Origin of the sequence: Comamonas testosteroni TK102, assembly GCF_000739375.1 — a bacterium.
Lineage (GTDB): Bacteria > Pseudomonadota > Gammaproteobacteria > Burkholderiales > Burkholderiaceae_C > Comamonas > Comamonas brasiliensis.
This window is the reverse complement of sequence record NZ_CP006704.1, coordinates 5,725,597-5,748,164: the sequence shown is the minus strand read 5'-3', so window position 1 is coordinate 5,748,164 and position 22,568 is coordinate 5,725,597. Positions and strand designations below refer to the sequence as shown.

Here is a 22,568-nt window from a genome sequence, read left to right as displayed (position 1 = left end):
GACTCTATGAATTCGTTGGATTGAAGGTGAGCGAGATTAAGAAGTTAATCGAGGCGCCGTCAATCTGACAAAAAGTTTATGCCTGATGACCATAGCAAGTTGGTACCACTCCTTCCCATCCCGAACAGGACAGTGAAACGACTTTGCGCCGATGATAGTGCGGGTTCCCGTGTGAAAGTAGGTCATCGTCAGGCTCTTACGCCAAAACGCCTGGCTCACGCCAGGCGTTTTCTTCTCCCTCCTTGTTCTGAGGGGTGAGAAGAAAACGCAAAAACGTTTTAAAAGTACTGTGAAAACAGTGCTACAATTGAAGGCTTCGCTGATCGCAGCAAGCAACGAGATTCAAAGTCAAGCTTCTTGATTTTGCGCTCGGCTCCTTAAAAAAATACAGCCGATAAGCGTGGGCGTTTGAGGGCAAGCAGCCAGTTCTTCGGAACAAACTCTTCGGAGTTATCAAACGCTCACAAAAACAGTAATGAGGAAGAATTGATTCTTCTTGATTCCGTCAAGTGAGTGAGCAGTCGAAAGACTTTAAATTCAAGATCGAACTATAGAGTTTGATCCTGGCTCAGATTGAACGCTGGCGGCATGCTTTACACATGCAAGTCGAACGGTAACAGGTCTTCGGATGCTGACGAGTGGCGAACGGGTGAGTAATACATCGGAACGTGCCTAGTAGTGGGGGATAACTACTCGAAAGAGTAGCTAATACCGCATGAGATCTACGGATGAAAGCAGGGGACCTTCGGGCCTTGTGCTACTAGAGCGGCTGATGGCAGATTAGGTAGTTGGTGGGGTAAAGGCTTACCAAGCCTGCGATCTGTAGCTGGTCTGAGAGGACGACCAGCCACACTGGGACTGAGACACGGCCCAGACTCCTACGGGAGGCAGCAGTGGGGAATTTTGGACAATGGGCGAAAGCCTGATCCAGCAATGCCGCGTGCAGGATGAAGGCCCTCGGGTTGTAAACTGCTTTTGTACGGAACGAAAAGCCTGGGGCTAATATCCCCGGGTCATGACGGTACCGTAAGAATAAGCACCGGCTAACTACGTGCCAGCAGCCGCGGTAATACGTAGGGTGCAAGCGTTAATCGGAATTACTGGGCGTAAAGCGTGCGCAGGCGGTTTTGTAAGACAGTGGTGAAATCCCCGGGCTCAACCTGGGAACTGCCATTGTGACTGCAAAGCTAGAGTGCGGCAGAGGGGGATGGAATTCCGCGTGTAGCAGTGAAATGCGTAGATATGCGGAGGAACACCGATGGCGAAGGCAATCCCCTGGGCCTGCACTGACGCTCATGCACGAAAGCGTGGGGAGCAAACAGGATTAGATACCCTGGTAGTCCACGCCCTAAACGATGTCAACTGGTTGTTGGGTCTTAACTGACTCAGTAACGAAGCTAACGCGTGAAGTTGACCGCCTGGGGAGTACGGCCGCAAGGTTGAAACTCAAAGGAATTGACGGGGACCCGCACAAGCGGTGGATGATGTGGTTTAATTCGATGCAACGCGAAAAACCTTACCCACCTTTGACATGGCAGGAACTTACCAGAGATGGTTTGGTGCTCGAAAGAGAACCTGCACACAGGTGCTGCATGGCTGTCGTCAGCTCGTGTCGTGAGATGTTGGGTTAAGTCCCGCAACGAGCGCAACCCTTGCCATTAGTTGCTACATTCAGTTGAGCACTCTAATGGGACTGCCGGTGACAAACCGGAGGAAGGTGGGGATGACGTCAAGTCCTCATGGCCCTTATAGGTGGGGCTACACACGTCATACAATGGCTGGTACAAAGGGTTGCCAACCCGCGAGGGGGAGCTAATCCCATAAAGCCAGTCGTAGTCCGGATCGCAGTCTGCAACTCGACTGCGTGAAGTCGGAATCGCTAGTAATCGTGGATCAGAATGTCACGGTGAATACGTTCCCGGGTCTTGTACACACCGCCCGTCACACCATGGGAGCGGGTCTCGCCAGAAGTAGGTAGCCTAACCGCAAGGAGGGCGCTTACCACGGCGGGGTTCGTGACTGGGGTGAAGTCGTAACAAGGTAGCCGTATCGGAAGGTGCGGCTGGATCACCTCCTTTCTGGAAAAATGCTGCTTCAAATTGAACGTCCACACTTATCGGTTGTTGGAACAAGCCAGGTGGCCTGCTGAGTGACAGCGGGCTGCATGGAATGGGTCTGTAGCTCAGCTGGTTAGAGCACTGTGTTGATAACGCAGGGGTCGTTGGTTCGAGCCCAACTAGACCCACCAAGATTCCAATATCTGGTTCGAGGATCCCGGGGGATTAGCTCAGCTGGGAGAGCACCTGCTTTGCAAGCAGGGGGTCGTCGGTTCGATCCCGTCATCCTCCACCAAAAATGATAGCGCCGAAAGGTGCTATAATCGTTGGCTCAGCAGATGTGAAGCGCAAGCGGATCGGAAGCGAAAAAAACCAAATTCAATATAAAAGCAGTCTGCTTCAGACTGCTTTTATATTGATCTTTGATCAATAGGCTGTTCTTTAAAAATTCATAGAGTCGAAATCAGCGTTGCTGGTGGAAAGCGCAAACCAAGGTTTGTGCACCGTGCCGCCAGCAACATTTTGATTGCGTCAAAACAGATATTTTGCGAATGCAAATTTATCTAGTAATGACGAATATTCTCTAAGCTGTATCGAAAGATGCAGCCAAAGATATTCACATTACGGCATAACGCGTGAGGTGCAAGACCTCACCAGTCTTTGAACACCAGGCTTTGATTCTCGCTAAGAGAATCCAAAGTTATAGGGTCAAGTGACTAAGAGCATATGGTGGATGCCTTGGCGATGATAGGCGACGAAAGACGTGATAGCCTGCGATAAGCTTCGGGGAGCTGGCAAATAAGCTTTGATCCGGAGATTTCTGAATGGGGGAACCCACCTCGCAAGAGGTATCGTGCACTGAATACATAGGTGCTCGAAGCGAACCTGGAGAACTGAAACATCTAAGTACCCAGAGGAAAAGACATCAACCGAGATTCCGATAGTAGTGGCGAGCGAATTCGGAAGAGCCTTGCAGTGATAGTCGATCAGTTAACAAAACGGCATGGAAAGGCCGACCATAGTGGGTGATAGTCCCGTATGTGAAAACCGATCGGTGGTACTAGGCTGCAGACAAGTAGGGCGGGGCACGAGAAACCCTGTCTGAATATGGGGGGACCATCCTCCAAGGCTAAATACTCATCATCGACCGATAGTGAACCAGTACCGTGAGGGAAAGGCGAAAAGAACCCCGGGAGGGGAGTGAAATAGATCCTGAAACCGTATGCTTACAAAAAGTCGGAGCCCTTCGGGGTGACGGCGTACCTTTTGTATAATGGGTCAGCGACTTACATTCAGTGGCAAGCTTAACCGAATAGGGGAGGCGAAGAGAAATCGAGTCCGAATAGGGCGATTAGTCGCTGGGTGTAGACCCGAAACCAAGTGATCTATCCATGGCCAGGATGAAGGTGCCGTAACAGGTACTGGAGGTCCGAACCCACTAATGTTGCAAAATTAGGGGATGAGCTGTGGATAGGGGTGAAAGGCTAAACAAACTTGGAAATAGCTGGTTCTCTCCGAAAACTATTTAGGTAGTGCCTCAAGTATTACCGTCGGGGGTAGAGCACTGTTTAGGCTAGGGGGTCATGGCGACTTACCAAACCTATGCAAACTCCGAATACCGACGAGTACAGCTTGGGAGACAGAGCACCGGGTGCTAACGTCCGGACTCAAGAGGGAAACAACCCAGACCGCCAGCTAAGGTCCCTAAAACGGGCTAAGTGGGAAACGAAGTGGGAAGGCTAAAACAGTCAGGATGTTGGCTTAGAAGCAGCCATCATTTAAAGAAAGCGTAATAGCTCACTGATCGAGTCGTCCTGCGCGGAAGATGTAACGGGGCTAAGCCAGTTACCGAAGCTGCGGATGTGCCATTTATGGCACGTGGTAGGAGAGCGTTCTGTAAGCCTGTGAAGGTGTCTGGTAACGGATGCTGGAGGTATCAGAAGTGCGAATGCTGACATGAGTAGCGTTAAAGGGGGTGAAAAGCCCCCTCGCCGTAAGCGCAAGGTTTCCTACGCAACGTTCATCGGCGTAGGGTGAGTCGGCCCCTAAGGCGAGGCAGAGATGCGTAGCTGATGGGAAACAGGTCAATATTCCTGTACCGATCAATAGTGCGATGTGGGGACGGAGAAGGTTAGCTCAGCCAACTGTTGGAATAGTTGGTTCAAGCGTGTAGTCGTGCTCTTTAGGCAAATCCGGAGAGCTGAGATGAGGCGTGATAACGAGTGTGCTTGCACACGAAGTGAGTGATACCCTGCTTCCAGGAAAAGCCACTAAGCTTCAGCTATTGACGACCGTACCGCAAACCGACACTGGTGCGCGAGATGAGTATTCTAAGGCGCTTGAGAGAACTCAGGAGAAGGAACTCGGCAAATTGACACCGTAACTTCGGGAGAAGGTGTACCCCAAGTAAGTGAAGTTGTACAAACGGAGCTCAAAGGGGTTGCAAAAAATTGGTGGCTGCGACTGTTTAATAAAAACACAGCACTCTGCAAACACGAAAGTGGACGTATAGGGTGTGACGCCTGCCCGGTGCTGGAAGATTAAATGATGGGGTGCAAGCTCTTGATTGAAGTCCCAGTAAACGGCGGCCGTAACTATAACGGTCCTAAGGTAGCGAAATTCCTTGTCGGGTAAGTTCCGACCTGCACGAATGGCGTAACGATGGCCACACTGTCTCCTCCTGAGACTCAGCGAAGTTGAAATGTTTGTGATGATGCAATCTCCCCGCGGAAAGACGGAAAGACCCCATGAACCTTTACTGTAGCTTTGTATTGGACTTTGAACGGATCTGTGTAGGATAGGTGGGAGGCTTTGAAGTGAGGTCGCTAGATCTCATGGAGCCGACGTTGAAATACCACCCTGGTGCGTTTGAGGTTCTAACCTGGATCCATTATCTGGATCGGGGACAGTGCATGGTAGGCAGTTTGACTGGGGCGGTCTCCTCCCAAAGCGTAACGGAGGAGTTCGAAGGTACGCTAGTTACGGTCGGACATCGTGACGATAGTGCAATGGCATAAGCGTGCTTAACTGCGAGACTGACAAGTCGAGCAGATGCGAAAGCAGGACATAGTGATCCGGTGGTTCTGTATGGAAGGGCCATCGCTCAACGGATAAAAGGTACTCTGGGGATAACAGGCTGATACCGCCCAAGAGTTCATATCGACGGCGGTGTTTGGCACCTCGATGTCGGCTCATCTCATCCTGGGGCTGTAGTCGGTCCCAAGGGTATGGCTGTTCGCCATTTAAAGAGGTACGTGAGCTGGGTTTAAAACGTCGTGAGACAGTTTGGTCCCTATCTTCCGTGGGCGCTGCAGATTTGAGGAAGCCTGCTCCTAGTACGAGAGGACCGGAGTGGACACACCTCTGGTGTACCTGTTGTCACGCCAGTGGCATCGCAGGGTAGCTAAGTGTGGAAGAGATAACCGCTGAAAGCATCTAAGCGGGAAACTCGTTTCAAGATGAGATCTGCCGGGGCCTTGAGCCCCCTGAAGGGTCGTTGTAGACCACGACGTTGATAGGCTGGGTGTGGAAGCGCAGTAATGCGTTAAGCTAACCAGTACTAATTGCCCGTGCGGCTTGACCCTATAACTTTGGGCAAGCCTGGAAAAATAAAAGACAGAACGCAAGTTCTAGTTATGCCGAAAAGGCGCAATCGAAAAGCTGATTGAAGACTCTATGAATTCGTTGGATTGAAGGTGAGCGAGATTAAGAAGTTAATCGAGGCGCTGTCAATCTGACAAAAAGTTTATGCCTGATGACCATAGCAAGTTGGTACCACTCCTTCCCATCCCGAACAGGACAGTGAAACGACTTTGCGCCGATGATAGTGCGGGTTCCCGTGTGAAAGTAGGTCATCGTCAGGCTCTTACAGTGAAAACCCCGTAGTCGCAAGATTACGGGGTTTTTTATTGAGTGCTTCAAAATGAGGAGCACCTGTCGCATGCTGTCAAAGTATTGCAGCTTCAAAAATACCGAAAACCCATAAAAAGAGAGCGCTAGGCGCTCTCTTTTTTCATTCGGCGACGGGGATCTGGTGCGTATCAGTAGGGCGCTGCCTGGCCATGCACGAACACCCTCAGCTCGCCGTTCTGGAAGGGGACCCATTGCTCGTTTTGGGTCAGAGGGGCGGTGACGATGATGGCTACCTTGTCCTGGGGCGTGGTTTCGCGGGAGAAGTCCACGCTGAGATCTTCGTCGGACAGCTGTGCCTGGGTGAAGGGGTGGCGGCGCTCGACATAGCAGAGGTGGGTCGTGGCATGGGCCCAGAGCGCTTCGCCGTTGGAGAGCAGGAAGTTGAACGTGCCATGCGGTGCGATCTTGGCGGCCAGCTCGCGCAGGGTGTGGGTCAGCTCTTCGATGCTGGGCACACCGGCATGGGACTTCCACAGCTCCTGCATGATCCAGCAGAAGGCCCGCTCGCTGTCCGTGTTGCCAATGGGCTGGAAGTGGGCGTGCAGCTTGGGGATGAAGTTCTTGAGGTCGCCGTTGTGCGCGAAGACCCAGTTGCGTCCCCAGAGCTCGCGCACGAAGGGGTGGCAGTTCTGCAGGCTGACCACGCCTTGGGTGGCCTTGCGGATATGGGCGATGACGTTGGTGCTCTTGATCGGGTATTCGCGGATGAGCTTGGCGATCTGGGAGTCGATGGCGCGTTCGTGATCGACGAAGTGGCGCAGGCCCTTGTCTTCGAAGAAGGCGATGCCCCAGCCGTCGGTGTGGTCGCCGGTATTGCCTGCACGCTGTGTGAAGCCTGAGAAGCTAAAGCGCACATCGGTGGGCGTGTTGCAGTTCATTCCAAGCAGCTGGCACATGGCTTCGTCATATCTTTCAAGCAAAAAAGCTTTATAGCCTAAGAATCTATCGATGATTTCGTCAATGATGGTGCTGTATGGCAGAGATCGTCAACCGCTGCCAAGCCTGCATGAAAAAAGCAGCCGAAGCTGCTTTGCGCAAGAGGGCTGCGACAGCCTATTCGCGGTCCAGCCAGAGCTTGCCGCCGGTGGCCCAGTCGTGACGCTTGATGTCGGTGATGATGATGTCCACCGATTCGGGCGAGCCGCCCAGCACTTCAACGCTGACGCGGGTGATTTCTTCGACCAGCTTGCGCTTTTGTTCGACGGTACGGCCTTCCATCATTTCGACATGGTAGGTGGGCATGTGCAGGTTTCCTTGCTGGCTTGAGGTTGAGAAAGGCCCATCATAAGGGCGTGCGGTTCGGGCTCGGTCCGGCCGGACTCAGCTCTGCTCCGACCAGAGCTTGCCACCGGTGGCCCAGTTGTGGCGAGGTACGTCGGTGATGATGATGTCCACGGACTCGGGGGCGCTACCCAGCACCTCGGTGGTCACGCGGGTGATTTCTTCGGCCAGCTTGCGCTTTTGTTCAACGCTGCGGCCTTCAAACAGTTCAATGCGATAGGTGGGCATCAAGGTCTCCTAGCTGTGGTGGAATGCCCGAGGTGCAAGGCGGTGAGCGCAGGATCAGGCAGGGGTGGAATCGTCGGCAACCGGCCGCGCACAGGCTGGGCAGATGCAGGCCTTGCCGCGTGCCTCGGCGGGCAGCCGCTCCAGCGCATCCCGGGAAACCGGGGTCTGCATGCACCAGCAGCTGTGCGGCGGCAGGCCGGCGCTGATGGCGCACTGGTTGGGCTGGCCGCACAGAGGGCAGCGGCTGGCGTCTACGAGAGGATCGATGGGCATGGCCGCAGTGTAGAAGCCATACCGCACCGGGAGTGGCGAGGTCAAGAAAAATGCACTCGATGTGTGGACATGGAGTGCATTTTGATAGCAGCTTGCGCACTTGAATCAACGGATCCAGATAGGAAAAACTTTCAAATCCATTGATATCAAGCGCAAGCCACTCCTTATTCAGGAGTGGTCCGGGCTTACCCGGCCATAACCGGCCATCAAGCGCCGGCCTTGACCTTCAGACGCCAGGCGTGCAGCAGAGGCTCGGTGTAGCCGGAAGGCTGTTCCTTGCCCTTGAACACCAGGTCCAGAGCGGCTTGGTAGGCCGCGCCATCGGGATTGGCCACCAGGCTCTTGTAGGCGGCGTCGCCGGCGTTTTGCTCGTCCACGATCTTGGCCATGCGGGCATAGCTGTCGCGCACCATGGCTTCGGTGACGATGCCGTGCTGCAGCCAGTTGGCGATGTGCTGGCTGGAGATGCGCAGTGTGGCGCGGTCTTCCATCAGGCCCACGTTGTGGATGTCGGGCACCTTGGAGCAGCCCACGCCCTGGTCGATCCAGCGCACCACATAGCCCAGGATGCCTTGCACGTTGTTGTCCACTTCCTGCTGCTTTTCCGCATCGCTCCAGTTGGGGTTGGTGGACACGGGCACTTGCAGGATGGCGTTCAGCAGCTCGTCGCACTCGGCGTCGGCGTTGGGGCTTTCCAGACCCTTTTGCACGTCGGCCACATTGATCTGGTGATAGTGCAGGGCGTGCAGGGTGGCGCCGGTGGGCGAGGGCACCCAGGCGGTGTTGGCACCAGCCTTGGGCTGGGCAATCTTCTGCTCCAGCATGGCCTTCATCAGGTCGGGCATGGCCCACATGCCCTTGCCGATCTGGGCGCGGCCGCGCAGGCCCATGTTCAGGCCGACCAGCACGTTGTTCTTTTCATAGGCGGGCAGCCAGGCGCAGGTCTTCATGTCGGCCTTGCGGACCATGGGGCCGGCATACATGGCAGTGTGCATTTCATCGCCGGTGCGGTCCAGGAAGCCGGTGTTGATGAAGGCAACGCGTGCCGGGGCGGCTGCAATGGCGGCCTTCAGATTGGTCGAGGTGCGGCGCTCTTCGTCCATGATGCCGAGCTTGACGGTGTTCTCGGGCAGGCCCAGAACCTGCTCCACGCGGCCGAACAGCTCGTTGGCAAAAGCAGCTTCGGCGGGGCCGTGCATCTTGGGCTTGACGATGTAGACGCTGCCGGTGCGGCTGTTCTTGATGCCGCCCACGCCGTTGCCCTTGATGTCGTGGATGGCGATGGCGGTGGTCACCAGCGCGTCCATGATGCCTTCGGGGATTTCCTTGTGCTCGGGGCCCCACAGTACGGCGGGGTTGGTCATCAGGTGGCCCACGTTGCGCACGAACATCAGCGAGCGGCCGTGCAGCTTCACGGGCTTGCCATCGGCGCCGGTGTATTCGCGGTCGGGGTTCAGACCACGGGTCACGACCTTGCCGCCCTTTTCAAAGGACTCGGTCAGCGTGCCCTTCAAGATGCCCAGCCAGTTGGCGTAGCCGTTGACCTTGTCTTCGGCATCCACGGCGGCCACGGAGTCTTCCAGATCCAGAATGGTGGACAGGGCGGCTTCGACCACCACATCGGCCACGCCGGCAGCATCGGTGCTGCCGATGGGGGTGGACTTGTTGACGATGATGTCGATGTGGATGCCGTTGTTCTTGAGCAGCACCGACTTGGGAGCCGCAGCATCGCCCTGGTAGCCGATGAACTTGGCTTCGTCCTTCAGGCCGGTCTTGCTACCGTCCTTCAGGGACACGACCAGCTTGCCGCCTTCGACGGCGTAGCCGGTGGAATCCTTGTGCGAGCCCGAGGCCAGAGGCACGGCCTGATCCAGGAAGTTGCGTGCGAACTCGATGACCTTGGCGCCGCGCACGGGGTTGTAGCCCTTGCCCTTCTCAGCACCGCCAGCTTCGCTGATGGCGTCCGTGCCATACAGCGCGTCGTACAGCGAGCCCCAGCGGGCGTTGGCGGCGTTCAGGGCGTAGCGGGCGTTCAGGATGGGCACCACCAGCTGGGGGCCGGCCTGGATGGCCAGTTCGGCATCCACGTTTTCGGTCGTGGCCTTGGCGTCCTTGGGGGACTCGACCAGATAGCCGATGGTCGTCAGAAACTTGCGGTAGGCCACCATGTCGGTGATGGGGCCGGGGTTGGCCTTGTGCCAGGTATCGAGCTCCGTCTGCAGGCGATCGCGCTCGGCCAACAGGGCTGCGTTCTTGGGCGCCAGATCGGCCACGATGGCGTCGAAGCCCTTCCAGTAGGTGTCCTGGTCAACGCCCGTGCCAGGCAGCACTTGCGTGTTCACAAAGTTGTACAGCTCGGTGGCGACTTGCAGGCCGTGGACTTGGGTGCGATCAGTCATTGGAAACCTCTGGTTGATGTCTCTGGATTCAGGAGTCGTTGCCCATCACGGGCAGCATGTGGGGAGACTTTATTTGAATTCTTTGAGTACATAAATAGCCTAAATAGTTCAAAACTCATGATGTTTTTATATGGAGTCTGCGGGATTTATGCGTTTTATGCACCGCAGCCGCCAGCCTTCGTCAGTTCTGAGCGGTCTGTGCAACGACTTCAGCGACGGCCGCCTCGGCACGCGCCGAAAGCGCTGCGGGATCTCTTCTGAAGCGATAGCTGTGATCGCTCGCCTGGTCTGGCTCAGCAGTGGATTGGGCGGTTTTTTCGGGTGCCCTTTTTCATCTTGAAGTGAGTGCATGCCATCAAATGACAGGGTTTTGTCTGTCATAAGTGGATGTCCGCGCTCAGAAATGATTCGTTAAGCTTGAAACAAATTGAGCATCTTCCGATATCGGCCAGCCAATCTTTACCAAGGAGCTCCTGATGGCGAATCTGAACGAAAGCCTGCAAGACCTGATGACCCTGGATGGCGCCATGTGCGCTGCAGTGGTGGATTACAACAGCGGCATGCTGCTCGGCAGCATCGGCTCGGGCGTGGACCTGGAACTGGCCGCTGCGGGCAATACCGAGGTGGTGCGCGCCAAGATGAAGACCATGCAGTCCCTGGGCCTGAACGACAGCATCGAAGACATTCTCATCACCCTGGGCAAGCAGTATCACATCCTGCGCCCGGCCGAGAAGATCAACGGCATCTTCATCTACTACGTGCTGGACAACGGCCGCGCCAACCTGGCCCTGGCCAGGCGCAAGGTGTCGGACGTGGAGTCCAGGTTCGTGATGTGATTCAGCTGCTCTGAAGACGCGCAACGGGCCTGCGGGCCCGTTCTTGTTTTGCGGTCTGAGCCGGCCTGCTCAGGCGGCTATCAGCGGAGCGCGGAACTGGTAGCCCACCTTCTGCTGTGACTGCAGCGGCACGGCCACGGGGGTTGCCTTTTCGATGCGGCGGCGCAGCCGGTAGATGGTGGCGTGCAGGCTGTTGTCGGATTCGGCTGCGCTGGTATGGGCCAGCAGGCTGCGAATGTGGTCCCGGCTGACGGTGTCGCCCCGGGCCTGCAAAAAACACTCCATCAGTATCAGATCGGTGACTCCCAGTTCCACGCTCTGGCCGTCGGGCGCGGTCAGCAGGCTGCGGCGGCTGTCCAGCTTCCAGGCTGTGGCCGTGCGTGCCGTGGTCATGATGCGCCGGTGCACGGCGCGCACGGCCAGTTCCACTTGCTCGAAGGTCACGGGCTTGGTCAGATACATATCTGCACCGGCGTTGATGACCTCGGCAAACACCTCCGGTCCCAGGCGTCCCGAGACGATGAGCACGCCGGCCTGGGTGCGCTTGCGGATGATGCGCAGCAGCTCGGTGCCGGCCACGCCGGGCAGCATCAGATCCAGCACATAGAAGTCGAAGCGATAGGGCGCGTCGTCGGCCAGCAGGTCGCTGCTGTCGCCGTATGCCGTGACATTCACCCCCTGGCTGCGCAAGTGCTGAGCCAGGAATTCGCGGTAATCGGTGTCGTCGTCGACCAGGGCAAGAGTGGCAGGCAGCATGGGCGGCGGACCTTATTCGGCAAGACCTTGGGGAATGACCAGACGCATGACCGTGCCATGCGGACTGTGCGGCAGAGCTTGCACTGTACCCTGGTGCAACTGCAGGACCGAGCGCACGATGAACAGGCCCAGGCCGGCCCCGTGGCGGCTGTGGCTGTGATGACCGCGAGCGCCTTTTTCGAACAGGTGCGCAAGCAGTTCCTCGGGGATGCCCGGGCCCTGGTCGATGACTTCCAGGATCAGCGCCAGCGGTTCGTCGGACTCGGAGATGCGCAGCTGCACCGGGCTGTCGGCGGGCGCATAGGCCAGGGCGTTGTTGAGCAGATTGCGAATCGTCAGCCGCATCAGAGCCGGGTGCAACTGCACGGTGCGGGGCGTGGTCAGCCATTGCATCTCGATGCGCGGGCGCAGGTCGGCCGCAATATCGTGCAGCACCAGCTTGATCAGCGTGGGCAGATCGGTTTCGCTGGAGGCGCCGGCCTTGCCTCCGGCCGCCAAGATTGTGCCGGCGGCCAGGGTGTTGTCCAGCGTGCCCATCACCTGCTGCAGCACATGCTCGGCGCGCAGCAAAGCCCTGGTGGCCGGCGCGGCATCGGCCAGATGCAGGTCTTCTATGGCCTTGAGCGTGGCCTGCATGGCGGCCGAGGCATTGTTCAGCGGCTGGCGGATTTCGTGCGACAGCAGCTGCAGCATCTCGTTGTGCTCGCTCAGCATGGCCGTGCGCCAGTCCAGCAGGGTGCGCAGCCGGTCCAGTTCGCCGGCGTCCTGGCGGTGGCTGCGCAGCTGTTCGTGCAAGGCCTGCAACTGCTCGCGCTGGCGGGCCATGACTTCGCCGCGCGCATATTCGCGGTCGATGTCGCTGAGCTGCATCAGCACCTCATGCCGGCCCTGGGCATCGGCGGCTCCCGGCGTGAGCTGTATGCGGCGGTGGCGCTGCGCACCGAAGTCGCCGCTGCGGGTGTCGTCGTATTCCTGGCGCAGCCCCCGGGCGGCGGCGGCGAAGCGCTGGCCATGGGTGTGCCAGATGCTGGCGGGCAGCAGGCGCTGCAGCGGCTGGCCGACTGGGCTTGCGCCCTCGTCCACCTCCAGCCATTGGCACCAGGCGGGAGTGGCCATGAGCAGCACTCCCTTGGCATTCCAGAGCGCGCAGCCCTGGCCGGAGCGGCCCAGCAGATCGGCCAGTTGGGCGGCAGAAACGGGTGAAAAGCTCATGAAGGCAGGTGGCAGCGGATTTGTAAATGTGTTTTGCAAATCATAGGTTTAACGCCTGACGGTGCCCACAAGCTCATGGCGCTGGCGAATAAGCGATATTCCTGCTTCAGGGAAAACGGTAAATTTTGATATAAACATATATAAACATCAAAGATTCACTGGCAACTTGTGACTTCTAAGTAAGATATATCGCACTGAAGTCACATGCGGGACAGGCATGCGGCGTTGATTAATGACTTTTATAGTGATAGCAGTCAGCGCTCTTGTTTAAAGAACTTTCGATAAAAACATTTGAGAAATCAAGACTGCTTGTGCGGTATGTGCTCTTGTATTAATAGTGCACCCTACCGCAGCAGGAGACAACACGGAACAGACAGGAGCAGCGGTCATGGACAAACTCAAGGCATTTGAGTCTTTTGTATCGGTAGCGACCAGGGGCAGCTTGACGGCTGCCGCCAAGGCCGAAGGTGTGGCGCCCGCCATCATGGGGCGCCGTCTGGATGCTCTGGAAGAGCATCTGGGGGTCAAGCTCATGGTGCGCACCACGCGCCGCATATCGCTGACCCATGAAGGCAGTGCCTTCCTGGAAGATTGCCAGCGCCTGCTCTCCGATGTGTGCAATGCAGAGGCCAGTGTGTCGGCCGGCGGCGTCAAGGCCACGGGCCATCTGCGCATCACGGCGCCTGCCGGTTTCGGCCGCCGCCATGTGGCGCCGCTGGTGCCGCGTTTTCGCGACTTGCACCCCGATGTCACCATCTCGCTGAACCTCAGCGACCGCGTGGTCGATCTGGCGGGCGAGGGCTTCGATTGCGCGGTGCGCGTGGGCGATCTGCCGGACTCGGCCCTGGTCAGCGTGCGCATCGCCGACAACCGCCGCCTGTGCGTGGCCACGCCCGGCTATCTGGAGCGCCGCGGCACGCCCAAGCATCCCAGCGAACTGACCCAGCATGACTGCCTGACGCTGTCGTCCGATGCCTCGCAGACGCGGGGCTGGGCCTTCCGCATCCCGCATCCCGAAAGCGGCACCAGCGAGGTCGTGCACTTCAAGCCGGGCGGCCCGCTGGACTGCTCCGACGGTCAGGTGTTGCACGACTGGTGCCTGGGCGGCTGGGGCATTGCCTGGCGCAGTACCTGGGAGGTGGAGGCCGAGATCGCCGCCGGTCGCCTCGTGCCCGTGCTGGAAGAGTTTGCGGCGCCGCCCAACGGCATCTTCGTGGTCTTCCCCCAGCGCAAGCACATGCCGCTGCGCGTGCGCATGTGGATCGACTATCTCAAGCACCACTACAACCAGCCGGACTTCTTTCGTCTCGGCGTGGATCTCTGAGCGGGCCTGAAACGGTAGACAATGGACCGGCCGCCGTGGCCCGATCCGGGCCGCTGAACCCGTCCTTTTTGCTACGATGAAGCCATGACCTTTGAAGCTGTTCTTGCCAGCGCCCATCTGCTGGCGATCCTGACCCTGGTGGTGTTTCTGACCAGCCAGGCCGCCCTGTGCCGTGTGGAGTGGATGAATGTAGCGGTGGTGCAGCGTCTGGCCAGACTGGACATGATTTACGGCATTGCCGCCATCGTCCTGCTGCTGACCGGTATTGCGCGCCTGCTCTGGGGCGTCAAGGGCATGGGAGCCTATACGGCCTCGCCGCTGTTCCATCTCAAGATGACGCTGTTCGTCATCGCCTTTTTGCTCTCGCTCAAGCCCACGCTGACCTTCCGCCGCTGGAAGAGGACGCTGGATGCGAGCGGTCAGCTGCCGGCGCCCGATGAGATCAAGCAGGCCCGCAAGTGGGTGATGTGGCAGGGCCATGTGGTGCCGGTGATCGCCGTGGTTGCCATCTTCTGGGCGCGCGGCATGTAGTCTGCGCCAGCCCCTGCAAAAGGCAAAGGCCGCTGCAAAGCGGCCTTTTTCACGTCTGCTGCATTCAGAATGTGCCGCGCAGCGTCAGCATCACATTGCGCGGATCGCCATAGTGGCTGCTGTTGACCAGGTTGCCGATCGAGGTGTAGTAGCGCTTGTCGAACATGTTGTTGAAGTTCAACGAGGCCTGCCACTGCCGGTTGATCTGATAGCGCACATAGCTGCTCCACACGGCACGCCCGGGCGCAGTGATGTCCACCGTGCCGATCTTGCGGTAGGAGGCGCTCTGGGTGTTCACGCCACCGCCTAGTGTGAAGGCACTCCAGGCGCCGGGCAGCTGGTAGGTGGTCCACAGGCGCAGCATGTGCTTGGGCGTGTAGGTATTGAAGTCCAGGCCCTGGTTGTTGATGTCGCGCTCGTAGGTGTTGCGGTTGAAGGTATAGCCGGCAAACAGGTTCCAGCCGCGGCTGAGTTCGCCGCTGATCTCGGCGTCCAAGCCCTGGCTGCGTACGCGGCCGTCGTCGCTGTAGCAGTAGTAACCGTCGCGGCAGTTCGGGCCCGAGGACAGATCTTCGGTGGCGCGGTTTTTCTGATCCACGCGATACAGGGCAAAGGCCGTGTTGGCACGGCCGCCCAGGATTTCGCCCTTGAGGCCGACCTCGTAGGTGGCGCCCTGGATGGGCTTGAGGTTCTGGCCCGCAGCGTTCAGCGACCACTGGGGATTGAAGATATTGGCATAGCTGGCGTAGGCCGACCAGCTGGGGTTGATTGCATAGATCAGGCCCGAAAACGGCATGAAGCGGTGGTTGTCCTGCAGGGTGGACGAAGGGGTGGCGGTGCCCAGTGTGGTGACGGTCGTGTCCCAGATGGTCTTGTAGGAGGCCGCACGACCTCCCACCACCAGCTTGAGCGGGTCGCTCAGTTGCAGGCGCAGCGCAGCATAGGCGCCCAGCTGGCGGGTGGTGGCCAGGCGGTTCTCGGTGTTGGCGTAGCGAATCTCGGCATCGCTGGGCTCGGCCCGGTAGGGGTTGGGCGCGAACACGTCGATGGGGGTGAACGGGGTCTTGGAGCTGTAGTCGGTGTTGAGGCGCGTGTGGTTGTAGCTGGCGCCGAGCACCATCTCGTGCCGGCGGCCGAAGGCCGTGAATTCGCCGGTCAGGTTGGCATCGATGCCCGAGGCTTTCTGGCTGGCATCGGTGATATTGGCCACGGTGCCGCCCAGCCCGGTGGCCGGGTTGACGGCGCGCTGTGAGGAGGCGTACTTGAGATAGACATCTTCCTGCACCTGGATGGCCGAGACCTTGGCGCGCCAATGATCGTTGAACTGGTGCGTCAGGTCGGCATAAAGAGTGCGGGTGCTATTGTCCTGGCGGTTCCAGTTGGCGCCCAGGTAGGTGGAGCGCGGCAGGGCGATGTCGCGCCCGTCGCTGTAGCGCGGCAGTCCCGAGATGAAGGGCCTGCCCTTGAAGGACTCGTAGCTGGCGCCGATGCTGACCTGGGTCTGGGGCGAGAGGTCGTACTCCAGCGTGCCGTACAGCGTGTTGTTGCGGCGGTTCACGTAGTCGATGAAGGAATGCTCGTCCTCCACGTCCAGCACGACCCGGCCGCGCAGCGTGCCTTCGGCATTCAGCGCGCGGCTGCCATCGACTTGGGCCGCATAGCGATCCCAGGAGCCGGCCTTGGCCGTGACGCTGACGCCGCCCTCTTTCAGCGGGCGCTTGCGTGCCAGGTTGACGGCGCCGCTGGGATCGCCGCCGCCCTGCAGCAGCCCGGCCGAGCCGCGCAGAATCTCGGCACGGTCATAGATGGCGGTGCTGCCGCCGTAATTGCTGGAGCGCCCGTACAGGCGCTGCACATTGACCCCGTCGTACTGCAGGGTGGCGATGTCGAAGCCACGCGAGTAGATGTATTTGCCGCCCTGCGGGCTTTGCAGCAGGGTGATGCCCGTGGTGCTGGCCAGGGCGTCGTAGACCGAGGTGGCGTTCTGCTCGTCCATGAGCTGGCGCGTGACCACGCTGATGGACTGCGGAATGTCCTTCATGGCCTGTTCGCCCTTGCCGATGGTGACGGCGCGGCTGGTGTAGGAGCCCGTCTGTTCCGTGGTGGCATGGCGTTCTGCCTGCGCGGTCACGCGCACTTCCGCCAGGGTCGCGCCACTGCCTTGCTGCGGCTCGGCGGCGGATGCCGGTTTGCCGGCTGGCGCTGCACGCAGACTCCAGTTGCCGCCGGCGGTGTGCACCAGCTCCAGCCCGCTGCGGGCCAGGGCGGCGCGCGCGGCCTGCTCCGCGGTGTAGCTGCCGAGCAGAGCAGGGGCCGTGTGGCCGCGCACCAGCTCGGCATCCAGGCTGAGTTGCTGGCCGCTATCGGCCGCGATGCGTGCGAGGGTACTGCCCAGGGGCTGGGCCGGCATATCGTAGTGGCGTTGTGCGGTCGGGGATGGGGTCTGGGCCTGGGCACTCATGGCGCAGGCCAAGGCCAGGGCGCTCAGGTGCAGGGAACGGTGGTGCAGCATGCATTGCTTTCGACAAGAGAAACCGGGCGCTCGATCAGGAGCTATCCATGGCTTGTCGAGCCGCGGAGAAAAAGTGTTCAATTTTTTGGCAGGCTGTAACGAGGCAACCGCTGTCTCGAAGGTTTGCTGCCGTCTGAGCGGCTTCGCCATCGGGCGATGCGGTTCAGGCTGGCACTACTCGATCATCACCAGTGCACCACCGGAGTAGCTGCGCAGCCGGATGGGCAGGGTCTCGGCGAGTGCCGCCAGGGCGCGGTCGGTGTCTTCCAGGGAATAGGTGCCGTAGACCTGAAGCGCGGCGGCATGCGCCGAGACCCGAATCCATCCGCGACGATAGGCGCGCAGTGCCTGCACGACCTCGCCCAGCGGCAGGTCATGTGCCTCCAGCATGCCCTGCTGCCAGGCCGCCATGCTGCTGGGCGCGCTGGCATCGGCCCAGATGCCCTGGGTATCGAAGCGGGCGCTATGCCCTTCGGCTAGCACTTGCTGCGCGCCGCCTGCGGTCGTGATGCGCACGCTGTGCTCCAGCATGCCGACGCTGCTGAACTGCGGATTCAGGCATACGCTGAAACGCGTGCCCAGGGCGCGTATCTGTCCATGCATGGTTTGCACCACAAAAGCGGGTCCGCCCGGTGTCTGCGGTGCAGCTCGGGCCACCAGCGCCCCCTGACGCAGAATGACGCGCCGCTGGCCCGCGTCGAATGCCAGATCGGCGGCCGAGCGCGCATCCAGTGTCACCGTGCTGCCATCGGGCAGGGTGAATTCACGGCGCTGTCCGGTGTCGGTGCGCAGGCTGGCACTCCATTGTGCGAGAGGGGTTTGGCGGTCCAGCAACCAGCCGCAGCCGGCTGTTATGCCGCCCAGGACAAGGGCACCGCGCAGGATCTGGCGGCGCCGGCGCGTGCCGGCCTCGGCGCGGGCCAGGGTCTGACCCAGCAGTTGGCCCACGTGCTCGGGGCCCGAGCTGCGCAAGGGCTGCAGCAGAGTCTGCAGCGGTGCCTGCAACTGCTGCCAGGCCGCCCTGTGGGCGGGGGCGGCTTCCAGCCATTGTTCAAAGCCCCGGCGTTGTTCCTGGCTCATCTGGCCCGAATGCAGGCAGACCAGCCACTCGATGGCGGCCTCGGTGGCTGGATTGAGCGACGGGCTCATGCCTGGCCTGCCCTGGCCGGTGCCAGACCGGCCTGCTGATGAAGCTGGGCGATCGCGATGCGGCGAAATGCTTCGGTCATATGACGGCGCACGGTGCTGTGCGAGATGTCCAGCTGCTCGGCAATGGCGTGATAGGTCAGGCCGTCGAGCTGGCTCAGCAAAAAGGTCTGGCGGGCCTTGAGGCTCAGGCCGTCGAGCGCATGGGCAATCGTGTCCAGCGTCTCTAGCAGCAGTGCCCGTTCCTCGGGTGAAGGGGCCAGCTCCGGCGGGCTCTCGCTCATGGCCTGCAGATAGGCCTGCTCCAGCTCACGCCGCCGCCACAGCGTGAACAGCAGGCGCTTGGCGATCGTGGTTAGAAATGCGCGCGGTTCATCGATGGGCACCGGGTTGGGCGCTGCGACCACGCGCAAGAAGGTCTCGGAAGCCACATCCTGTGCCTCTGCCGTATTGCGCAGCCTGGCCTTCAGTCTTGACAGCAACCAGGCGTGATGGCCGGTAAACAGCTGTTGCGCCTGCTGCATGGGGTCGAGAGAGGGGCGGGGCGTGGGCATGGGCTGCATTCTAGTTTTAAATGAGAATGATTGCCATTTGATGGACCGCTTGGTGTTGCTGGCAGGGCATGGGCAGGCAAGCCGCCTTGCATCTCCTGTCTGCTGCTGACGGCAGGGGCGATGCGGAGCGTGAACCGGCCCTGGAACAGGGGTGTGGCGCCAGCGATTCGGCAGGACTTGAATCCGGCACGTAAAATCCCGCGATGCTCTCCGTCAAACAGGAATTGCTCGCAGCCCTGGCTGCTGAGCTCGAAACACTCTCGCCCGGCGCCGGCGCACGCGCTGCGTTTGAAAACCCCAAAGTGGCAGCCCATGGCGACTTCGCCTGCACGGCGGCCATGCAGCTGGCCAAGCCTCTGAAGGCCAACCCCCGCGCCCTGGGCGAGCAGCTCAAGACCGCGCTGGAGGCTACTGCCGCCTTCCAGCAATGGGTGGATGCGATTGAAATTGCAGGCCCGGGCTTTCTCAATATCCGCCTCAAGCCTGCTGCCAAGCAGGAGGTGGTGCGCGAGGTGCTGGCGCAGGCCGAGAAGTTCGGCTACCAGGCCGATCGCGGTGAGAACATCCTCGTCGAGTTCGTTTCCGCCAACCCCACCGGCCCTCTGCATGTGGGCCATGGCCGCCAGGCAGCGATCGGCGATGCGATCAGCAACCTGTATTCCAGCCAGGGCTGGAAAGTTCACCGCGAGTTCTATTACAACGACGCGGGCGTGCAGATCGACACCCTGACCAAGAGCACCCAGCTGCGCGCCAAGGGCTTCAAGCCCGGTGACGAATGCTGGCCCACCGACAGCGACAACCCGCTGGCCAAGAATTTCTACAACGGTGACTACATTGCCGACATCGCCAAGGCCTTCCTGAACAAGGAAACCATCAAGGCCGATGACCGCGAGTTCACTGCCAATGGCGATGTCGAGGATTACGACAATATTCGCCAGTTCGCCGTGGCCTACCTGCGCAATGAACAGGACAAGGACTTGCAGGCGTTCAACCTGAAGTTCGACGAGTACTACCTGGAGTCCAGCCTCTATGAAAACGGTCATGTCGAGGCAACGGTCAACCGCCTGATCGCCAACGGCAAGACCTATGAGCAGGACGGCGCGCTGTGGCTCAGGTCCACCGACTACGGTGACGACAAAGACCGCGTGATGCGCAAGACCGACGGCGGCTACACCTACTTCGTGCCTGACGTCGCTTATCACATCCAGAAGTTCAAGCGCGGCTTCACCAAGGTGGTGAATATCCAGGGCACGGACCACCATGGCACCATTGCCCGCGTGCGCGCCGGCCTGCAGGCTGCCGATGTAGGCATCCCCGAGGGCTACCCCGACTACGTGCTGCACACCATGGTGCGCGTGGTGCGCAACGGCGAAGAGGTCAAGATCAGCAAGCGCGCCGGCTCCTACGTCACGCTGCGCGATCTGATCGAGTGGACCAGCAAGGACGCGGTGCGTTTCTTCCTGCTCTCGCGCAAGCCCGACACCGAGTACACCTTCGACGTGGATCTGGCCGTGGCCCAGAACAACGACAACCCCGTGTACTACGTGCAGTACGCCCATGCGCGTATCCAGTCCGTGCTGCGCGCCTGGCAGGAAGCCGGCGGTGCTGGCGTGCCCGCGCTCAAGGATGTGGATCTGTCCGCACTGGAAGGCCCGCAGGCCCAGGCCCTGATGCTGCTGCTGGCCAAGTACCCCGAGATGCTGACCGCTGCTGCCGAAGGCAACGCGCCGCACGACGTGACCTTCTACCTGCGCGATCTGGCCTCCAGCTATCACAGCTACTACGATGCCGAGCGCATTCTGGTGGACGACGAGAAGGTCAAGCTCGCACGTCTGGCCCTGGTCGCTGCCACGGCCCAGGTATTGCACAATGGTCTGGCGGTGCTGGGCGTGAGCGCGCCCGAGCGCATGTAATCCCGGTTTTCTGGCCATCGCTCCCCTGCCGGTTGTGCAGCGGGGGCGATGGATCTGAGAGCGGAACAATCGAAGCAGAAAGCGTTAAGCGACTGATATGAAGAACCAGCAACGCGGTGGAACCATCCTGGGGCTTATCTTTGGCATGGTCATCGGTCTGGCTGCGGCACTGGCCGTGGCCATCTATGTGACCAAGGTACCGGTGCCCTTCCTCAACAAGGGTGGCAACAACACTCAGCGCGATGCGGCTGAGGCCGAGCGCAACAAGAACTGGGACCCCAACGCACCGTTGCAAAGCCGCCAGCCCGCACCGGCGCCGGTGACACCGCCCGTCCCGCCCAGCGAAGTGACGGTGACGCCGCCCACGCCTGCCGTGCAGCCCACCGCAACCGGCGGAGTCACCACGCCGCCGGCACCATCCACGCCGGACAAGACGGCCAAGCCCGGATCGGGCGATCCGCTGGGCGATCTGGTCAAGGAGCGCTCCGCAGCGGCCGACAAGGCAGAAAAGGCGCGCGCCGACAAGGAAAAGGCGGCGGCCCAGGCAGCATCGTCCTCGGACTCGGCATTCAACTACTTTGTGCAGGCAGGCGCTTTCCGCGGCCAGAGCGAAGCGGAAGCGCAGCGTGCCAAGCTGGCCATGCTGGGCTGGGAGTCGCGCATCAGCGAGCGTGAGCAAAACGGCATCACCGTTTTCCGTGTGCGCGTGGGGCCGTTCAGCAAGCGTGACGACGCCGAGCAGCTCAAGGGCAAGCTCGACGGCGCGGGCGTGGACTCGACCCTGGTGCGTGCGGCGCGATAATCGGCCCTGCGAGGCGTTGTGCAGCCTCTCTCTGTGGAGCCCTCAGGCCGCGGCCCGAGGCGTCCCGGACAGCGGGTGCGAGATTTAGGACTTTGCTGAACTTTTTGGGGCCGTTGGGCTCTGATACTGCAGACCTGATACAGGAGTTTGTTTAGATGAAACGTCGCGAATTCTCTCTGGCTGCCTCGGCAGCTGCCGCCGGTGCCCTGACTCTGGGCACCTCCTCCAGCTGGGCCCAGGGTGCCGCGCCCAGGGAAGGCAAGGACTACATCAAGCTGGGCAAGCCCGCCAGCGTGAGCGCGCCGGCCGGCAAGGTCGAGGTGGTGGAGTTCTTCTGGTACAGCTGCCCGCATTGCAATGCCTTCGAGCCCCAGTTCGAAGCCTGGGCCAAGACCCAGCCCGCCGATGTGGTGGTGCGCCAGGTGCCCGTGGCCTTCAATGCCTCTTTCGTGCCACAGCAAAAGCTGTACTACGCCCTGGAAGGCATGAACCTGCTGCCCCAGCTGAATGCCAAGGTGTTCCGTACCATTCACGTGGACCGCAACCCGCTCAAGAACGATGAGGCCATCTTTGACTGGATCGGCAAGCAGGGCGTGGATCTGGCCAAGTTCAAGGAGGTCTACAACTCCTTCACCGTGGCCAATCAGGCGCGCAAGGCCACCCAGCTGCAAAACGAGTATGACGTGGAAGGCGTGCCCGCCATGGGCGTGGCCGGCCGCTACTACACGGATGGCACCAAGGCCGGCAATATGGACAATGTGCTGCGCGTGGTCAATGCGCTGATCGCCTCCAGCCGCAAGGCCTGACGCTTGATTTCAGGCGCCAACGACGT

At 60.1% G+C, this 22,568-nt stretch carries 16 protein-coding genes, 2 tRNA genes and 4 rRNA genes; 12 read left to right on the top strand and 10 right to left on the bottom strand.

The features are described from left to right. The first annotated feature begins 81 nt into the window (after positions 1-81). The 6 genes from rrf (O987_RS26080) to rrf (O987_RS26055) all read left to right on the top strand — a co-directional run bounded on the left by rrf (O987_RS26080) (position 82) and on the right by rrf (O987_RS26055) (position 5,920). Positions 82-194 (top strand): 5S ribosomal RNA (rrf, locus tag O987_RS26080). A gap of 351 nt (positions 195-545) precedes the next feature. Next, positions 546-2,078, top strand: a 16S ribosomal RNA gene (locus tag O987_RS26075). A gap of 93 nt (positions 2,079-2,171) precedes the next feature. Further along, positions 2,172-2,248: transfer RNA gene (locus tag O987_RS26070), tRNA-Ile, on the top strand. Positions 2,249-2,276: 28 nt separating this feature from the next. Next, positions 2,277-2,352, top strand: a tRNA-Ala gene (locus tag O987_RS26065). 411 nt (positions 2,353-2,763) lie between these two features. Beyond that, positions 2,764-5,641: ribosomal RNA gene (locus tag O987_RS26060) — 23S ribosomal RNA — on the top strand. Between the two features lie 166 nt (positions 5,642-5,807). Next, positions 5,808-5,920: ribosomal RNA gene (gene rrf, locus O987_RS26055) — 5S ribosomal RNA — on the top strand. The 16S, 23S and 5S rRNA genes sit together here with 2 tRNA genes alongside, the layout of an rRNA operon. Before the next feature lie 177 nt (positions 5,921-6,097). Here the strand turns inward: rrf (O987_RS26055) and O987_RS26050 are convergent. The 5 genes from O987_RS26050 to O987_RS26030 all read right to left on the bottom strand — a co-directional run bounded on the left by O987_RS26050 (position 6,098) and on the right by O987_RS26030 (position 10,150). Continuing rightward, the gene (locus O987_RS26050) at positions 6,098-6,865 is read right to left on the bottom strand and encodes a class II glutamine amidotransferase (RefSeq protein WP_029158550.1); all 768 of its coding nucleotides are present in this window, start codon (positions 6,863-6,865) and stop codon (positions 6,098-6,100) included. 157 nt (positions 6,866-7,022) lie between these two features. After that, a complete protein-coding gene (locus O987_RS26045) occupies positions 7,023-7,211 on the bottom strand; it encodes a 4-oxalocrotonate tautomerase (protein WP_003060524.1) in 189 nt (62 codons plus the stop codon). Between the two features lie 78 nt (positions 7,212-7,289). Then, a complete protein-coding gene (locus tag O987_RS26040) occupies positions 7,290-7,478 on the bottom strand; it encodes a 4-oxalocrotonate tautomerase (RefSeq protein ID WP_003060526.1) in 189 nt (62 codons plus the stop codon). Positions 7,479-7,532: 54 nt separating this feature from the next. Beyond that, positions 7,533-7,751 carry a cysteine-rich CWC family protein gene (locus O987_RS26035; protein WP_029158549.1) on the bottom strand — a complete coding sequence of 73 codons (219 nt, stop codon included), beginning with the start codon at positions 7,749-7,751 and terminating at the stop codon, positions 7,533-7,535. A gap of 206 nt (positions 7,752-7,957) precedes the next feature. Then, the gene (locus O987_RS26030) at positions 7,958-10,150 is read right to left on the bottom strand and encodes a malate synthase G (protein ID WP_003060528.1); all 2,193 of its coding nucleotides are present in this window, start codon (positions 10,148-10,150) and stop codon (positions 7,958-7,960) included. 476 nt (positions 10,151-10,626) lie between these two features. Here O987_RS26030 and O987_RS26025 point away from each other — a divergent pair, with 476 nt between their 5' ends. Then, positions 10,627-10,986, top strand: coding sequence for a hypothetical protein (locus O987_RS26025; RefSeq protein ID WP_003060530.1), 360 nt, complete (start codon positions 10,627-10,629; stop codon positions 10,984-10,986). 69 nt (positions 10,987-11,055) lie between these two features. Here the strand turns inward: O987_RS26025 and O987_RS26020 are convergent, their stop codons facing one another. After that, positions 11,056-11,742: a response regulator transcription factor gene (locus O987_RS26020; RefSeq protein WP_043375684.1), complete on the bottom strand. Its 687-nt coding sequence runs from the start codon at positions 11,740-11,742 to the stop codon at positions 11,056-11,058. Positions 11,743-11,754: 12 nt separating this feature from the next. After that, the gene (locus tag O987_RS26015; RefSeq protein WP_043375682.1) at positions 11,755-12,954 is read right to left on the bottom strand and encodes a sensor histidine kinase; all 1,200 of its coding nucleotides are present in this window, start codon (positions 12,952-12,954) and stop codon (positions 11,755-11,757) included. A gap of 388 nt (positions 12,955-13,342) precedes the next feature. Here O987_RS26015 and O987_RS26010 point away from each other — a divergent pair, with 388 nt between their 5' ends. Continuing rightward, on the top strand, positions 13,343-14,278 hold the full coding sequence (locus O987_RS26010; RefSeq protein ID WP_003060536.1) for a LysR family transcriptional regulator: 936 nt from the start codon (positions 13,343-13,345) through the stop codon (positions 14,276-14,278). Between the two features lie 84 nt (positions 14,279-14,362). Beyond that, positions 14,363-14,809: a DUF2214 family protein gene (locus O987_RS26005; protein ID WP_043375680.1), complete on the top strand. Its 447-nt coding sequence runs from the start codon at positions 14,363-14,365 to the stop codon at positions 14,807-14,809. Positions 14,810-14,873: 64 nt separating this feature from the next. On the opposite strand, the gene O987_RS26000 is transcribed toward O987_RS26005, so the two are convergent. The 3 genes from O987_RS26000 to O987_RS25990 form a co-directional block, all read right to left on the bottom strand. Beyond that, positions 14,874-17,321 (bottom strand): TonB-dependent siderophore receptor, encoded by a 2,448-nt coding sequence (locus O987_RS26000; RefSeq protein ID WP_235214223.1) that lies wholly within the window; start codon positions 17,319-17,321, stop codon positions 14,874-14,876. Positions 17,322-17,495: 174 nt separating this feature from the next. After that, positions 17,496-18,470, bottom strand: a complete 975-nt coding sequence (locus O987_RS25995) for a FecR domain-containing protein (protein ID WP_043375678.1) — start codon at positions 18,468-18,470, stop codon at positions 17,496-17,498. Further along, entirely contained in the window at positions 18,467-19,030 is a 564-nt protein-coding gene (locus O987_RS25990) for a sigma-70 family RNA polymerase sigma factor (protein WP_043375676.1), read from the bottom strand. Before O987_RS25990 ends, O987_RS25995 begins: the two co-directional genes overlap by 4 nt. 194 nt (positions 19,031-19,224) lie before the next feature. Here O987_RS25990 and argS point away from each other — a divergent pair, with 194 nt between their 5' ends. From argS to O987_RS25975, 3 genes are all read left to right on the top strand, one after another. Beyond that, positions 19,225-20,934, top strand: coding sequence for an arginine--tRNA ligase (argS, locus tag O987_RS25985; RefSeq protein ID WP_019043171.1), 1,710 nt, complete (start codon positions 19,225-19,227; stop codon positions 20,932-20,934). Positions 20,935-21,031: 97 nt separating this feature from the next. Continuing rightward, on the top strand, positions 21,032-21,736 hold the full coding sequence (locus O987_RS25980) for an SPOR domain-containing protein (protein ID WP_003060555.1): 705 nt from the start codon (positions 21,032-21,034) through the stop codon (positions 21,734-21,736). 155 nt (positions 21,737-21,891) lie between these two features. Further along, positions 21,892-22,542: a thiol:disulfide interchange protein DsbA/DsbL gene (locus O987_RS25975; RefSeq protein ID WP_003060558.1), complete on the top strand. Its 651-nt coding sequence runs from the start codon at positions 21,892-21,894 to the stop codon at positions 22,540-22,542. Positions 22,543-22,568 lie beyond the last annotated feature (26 nt).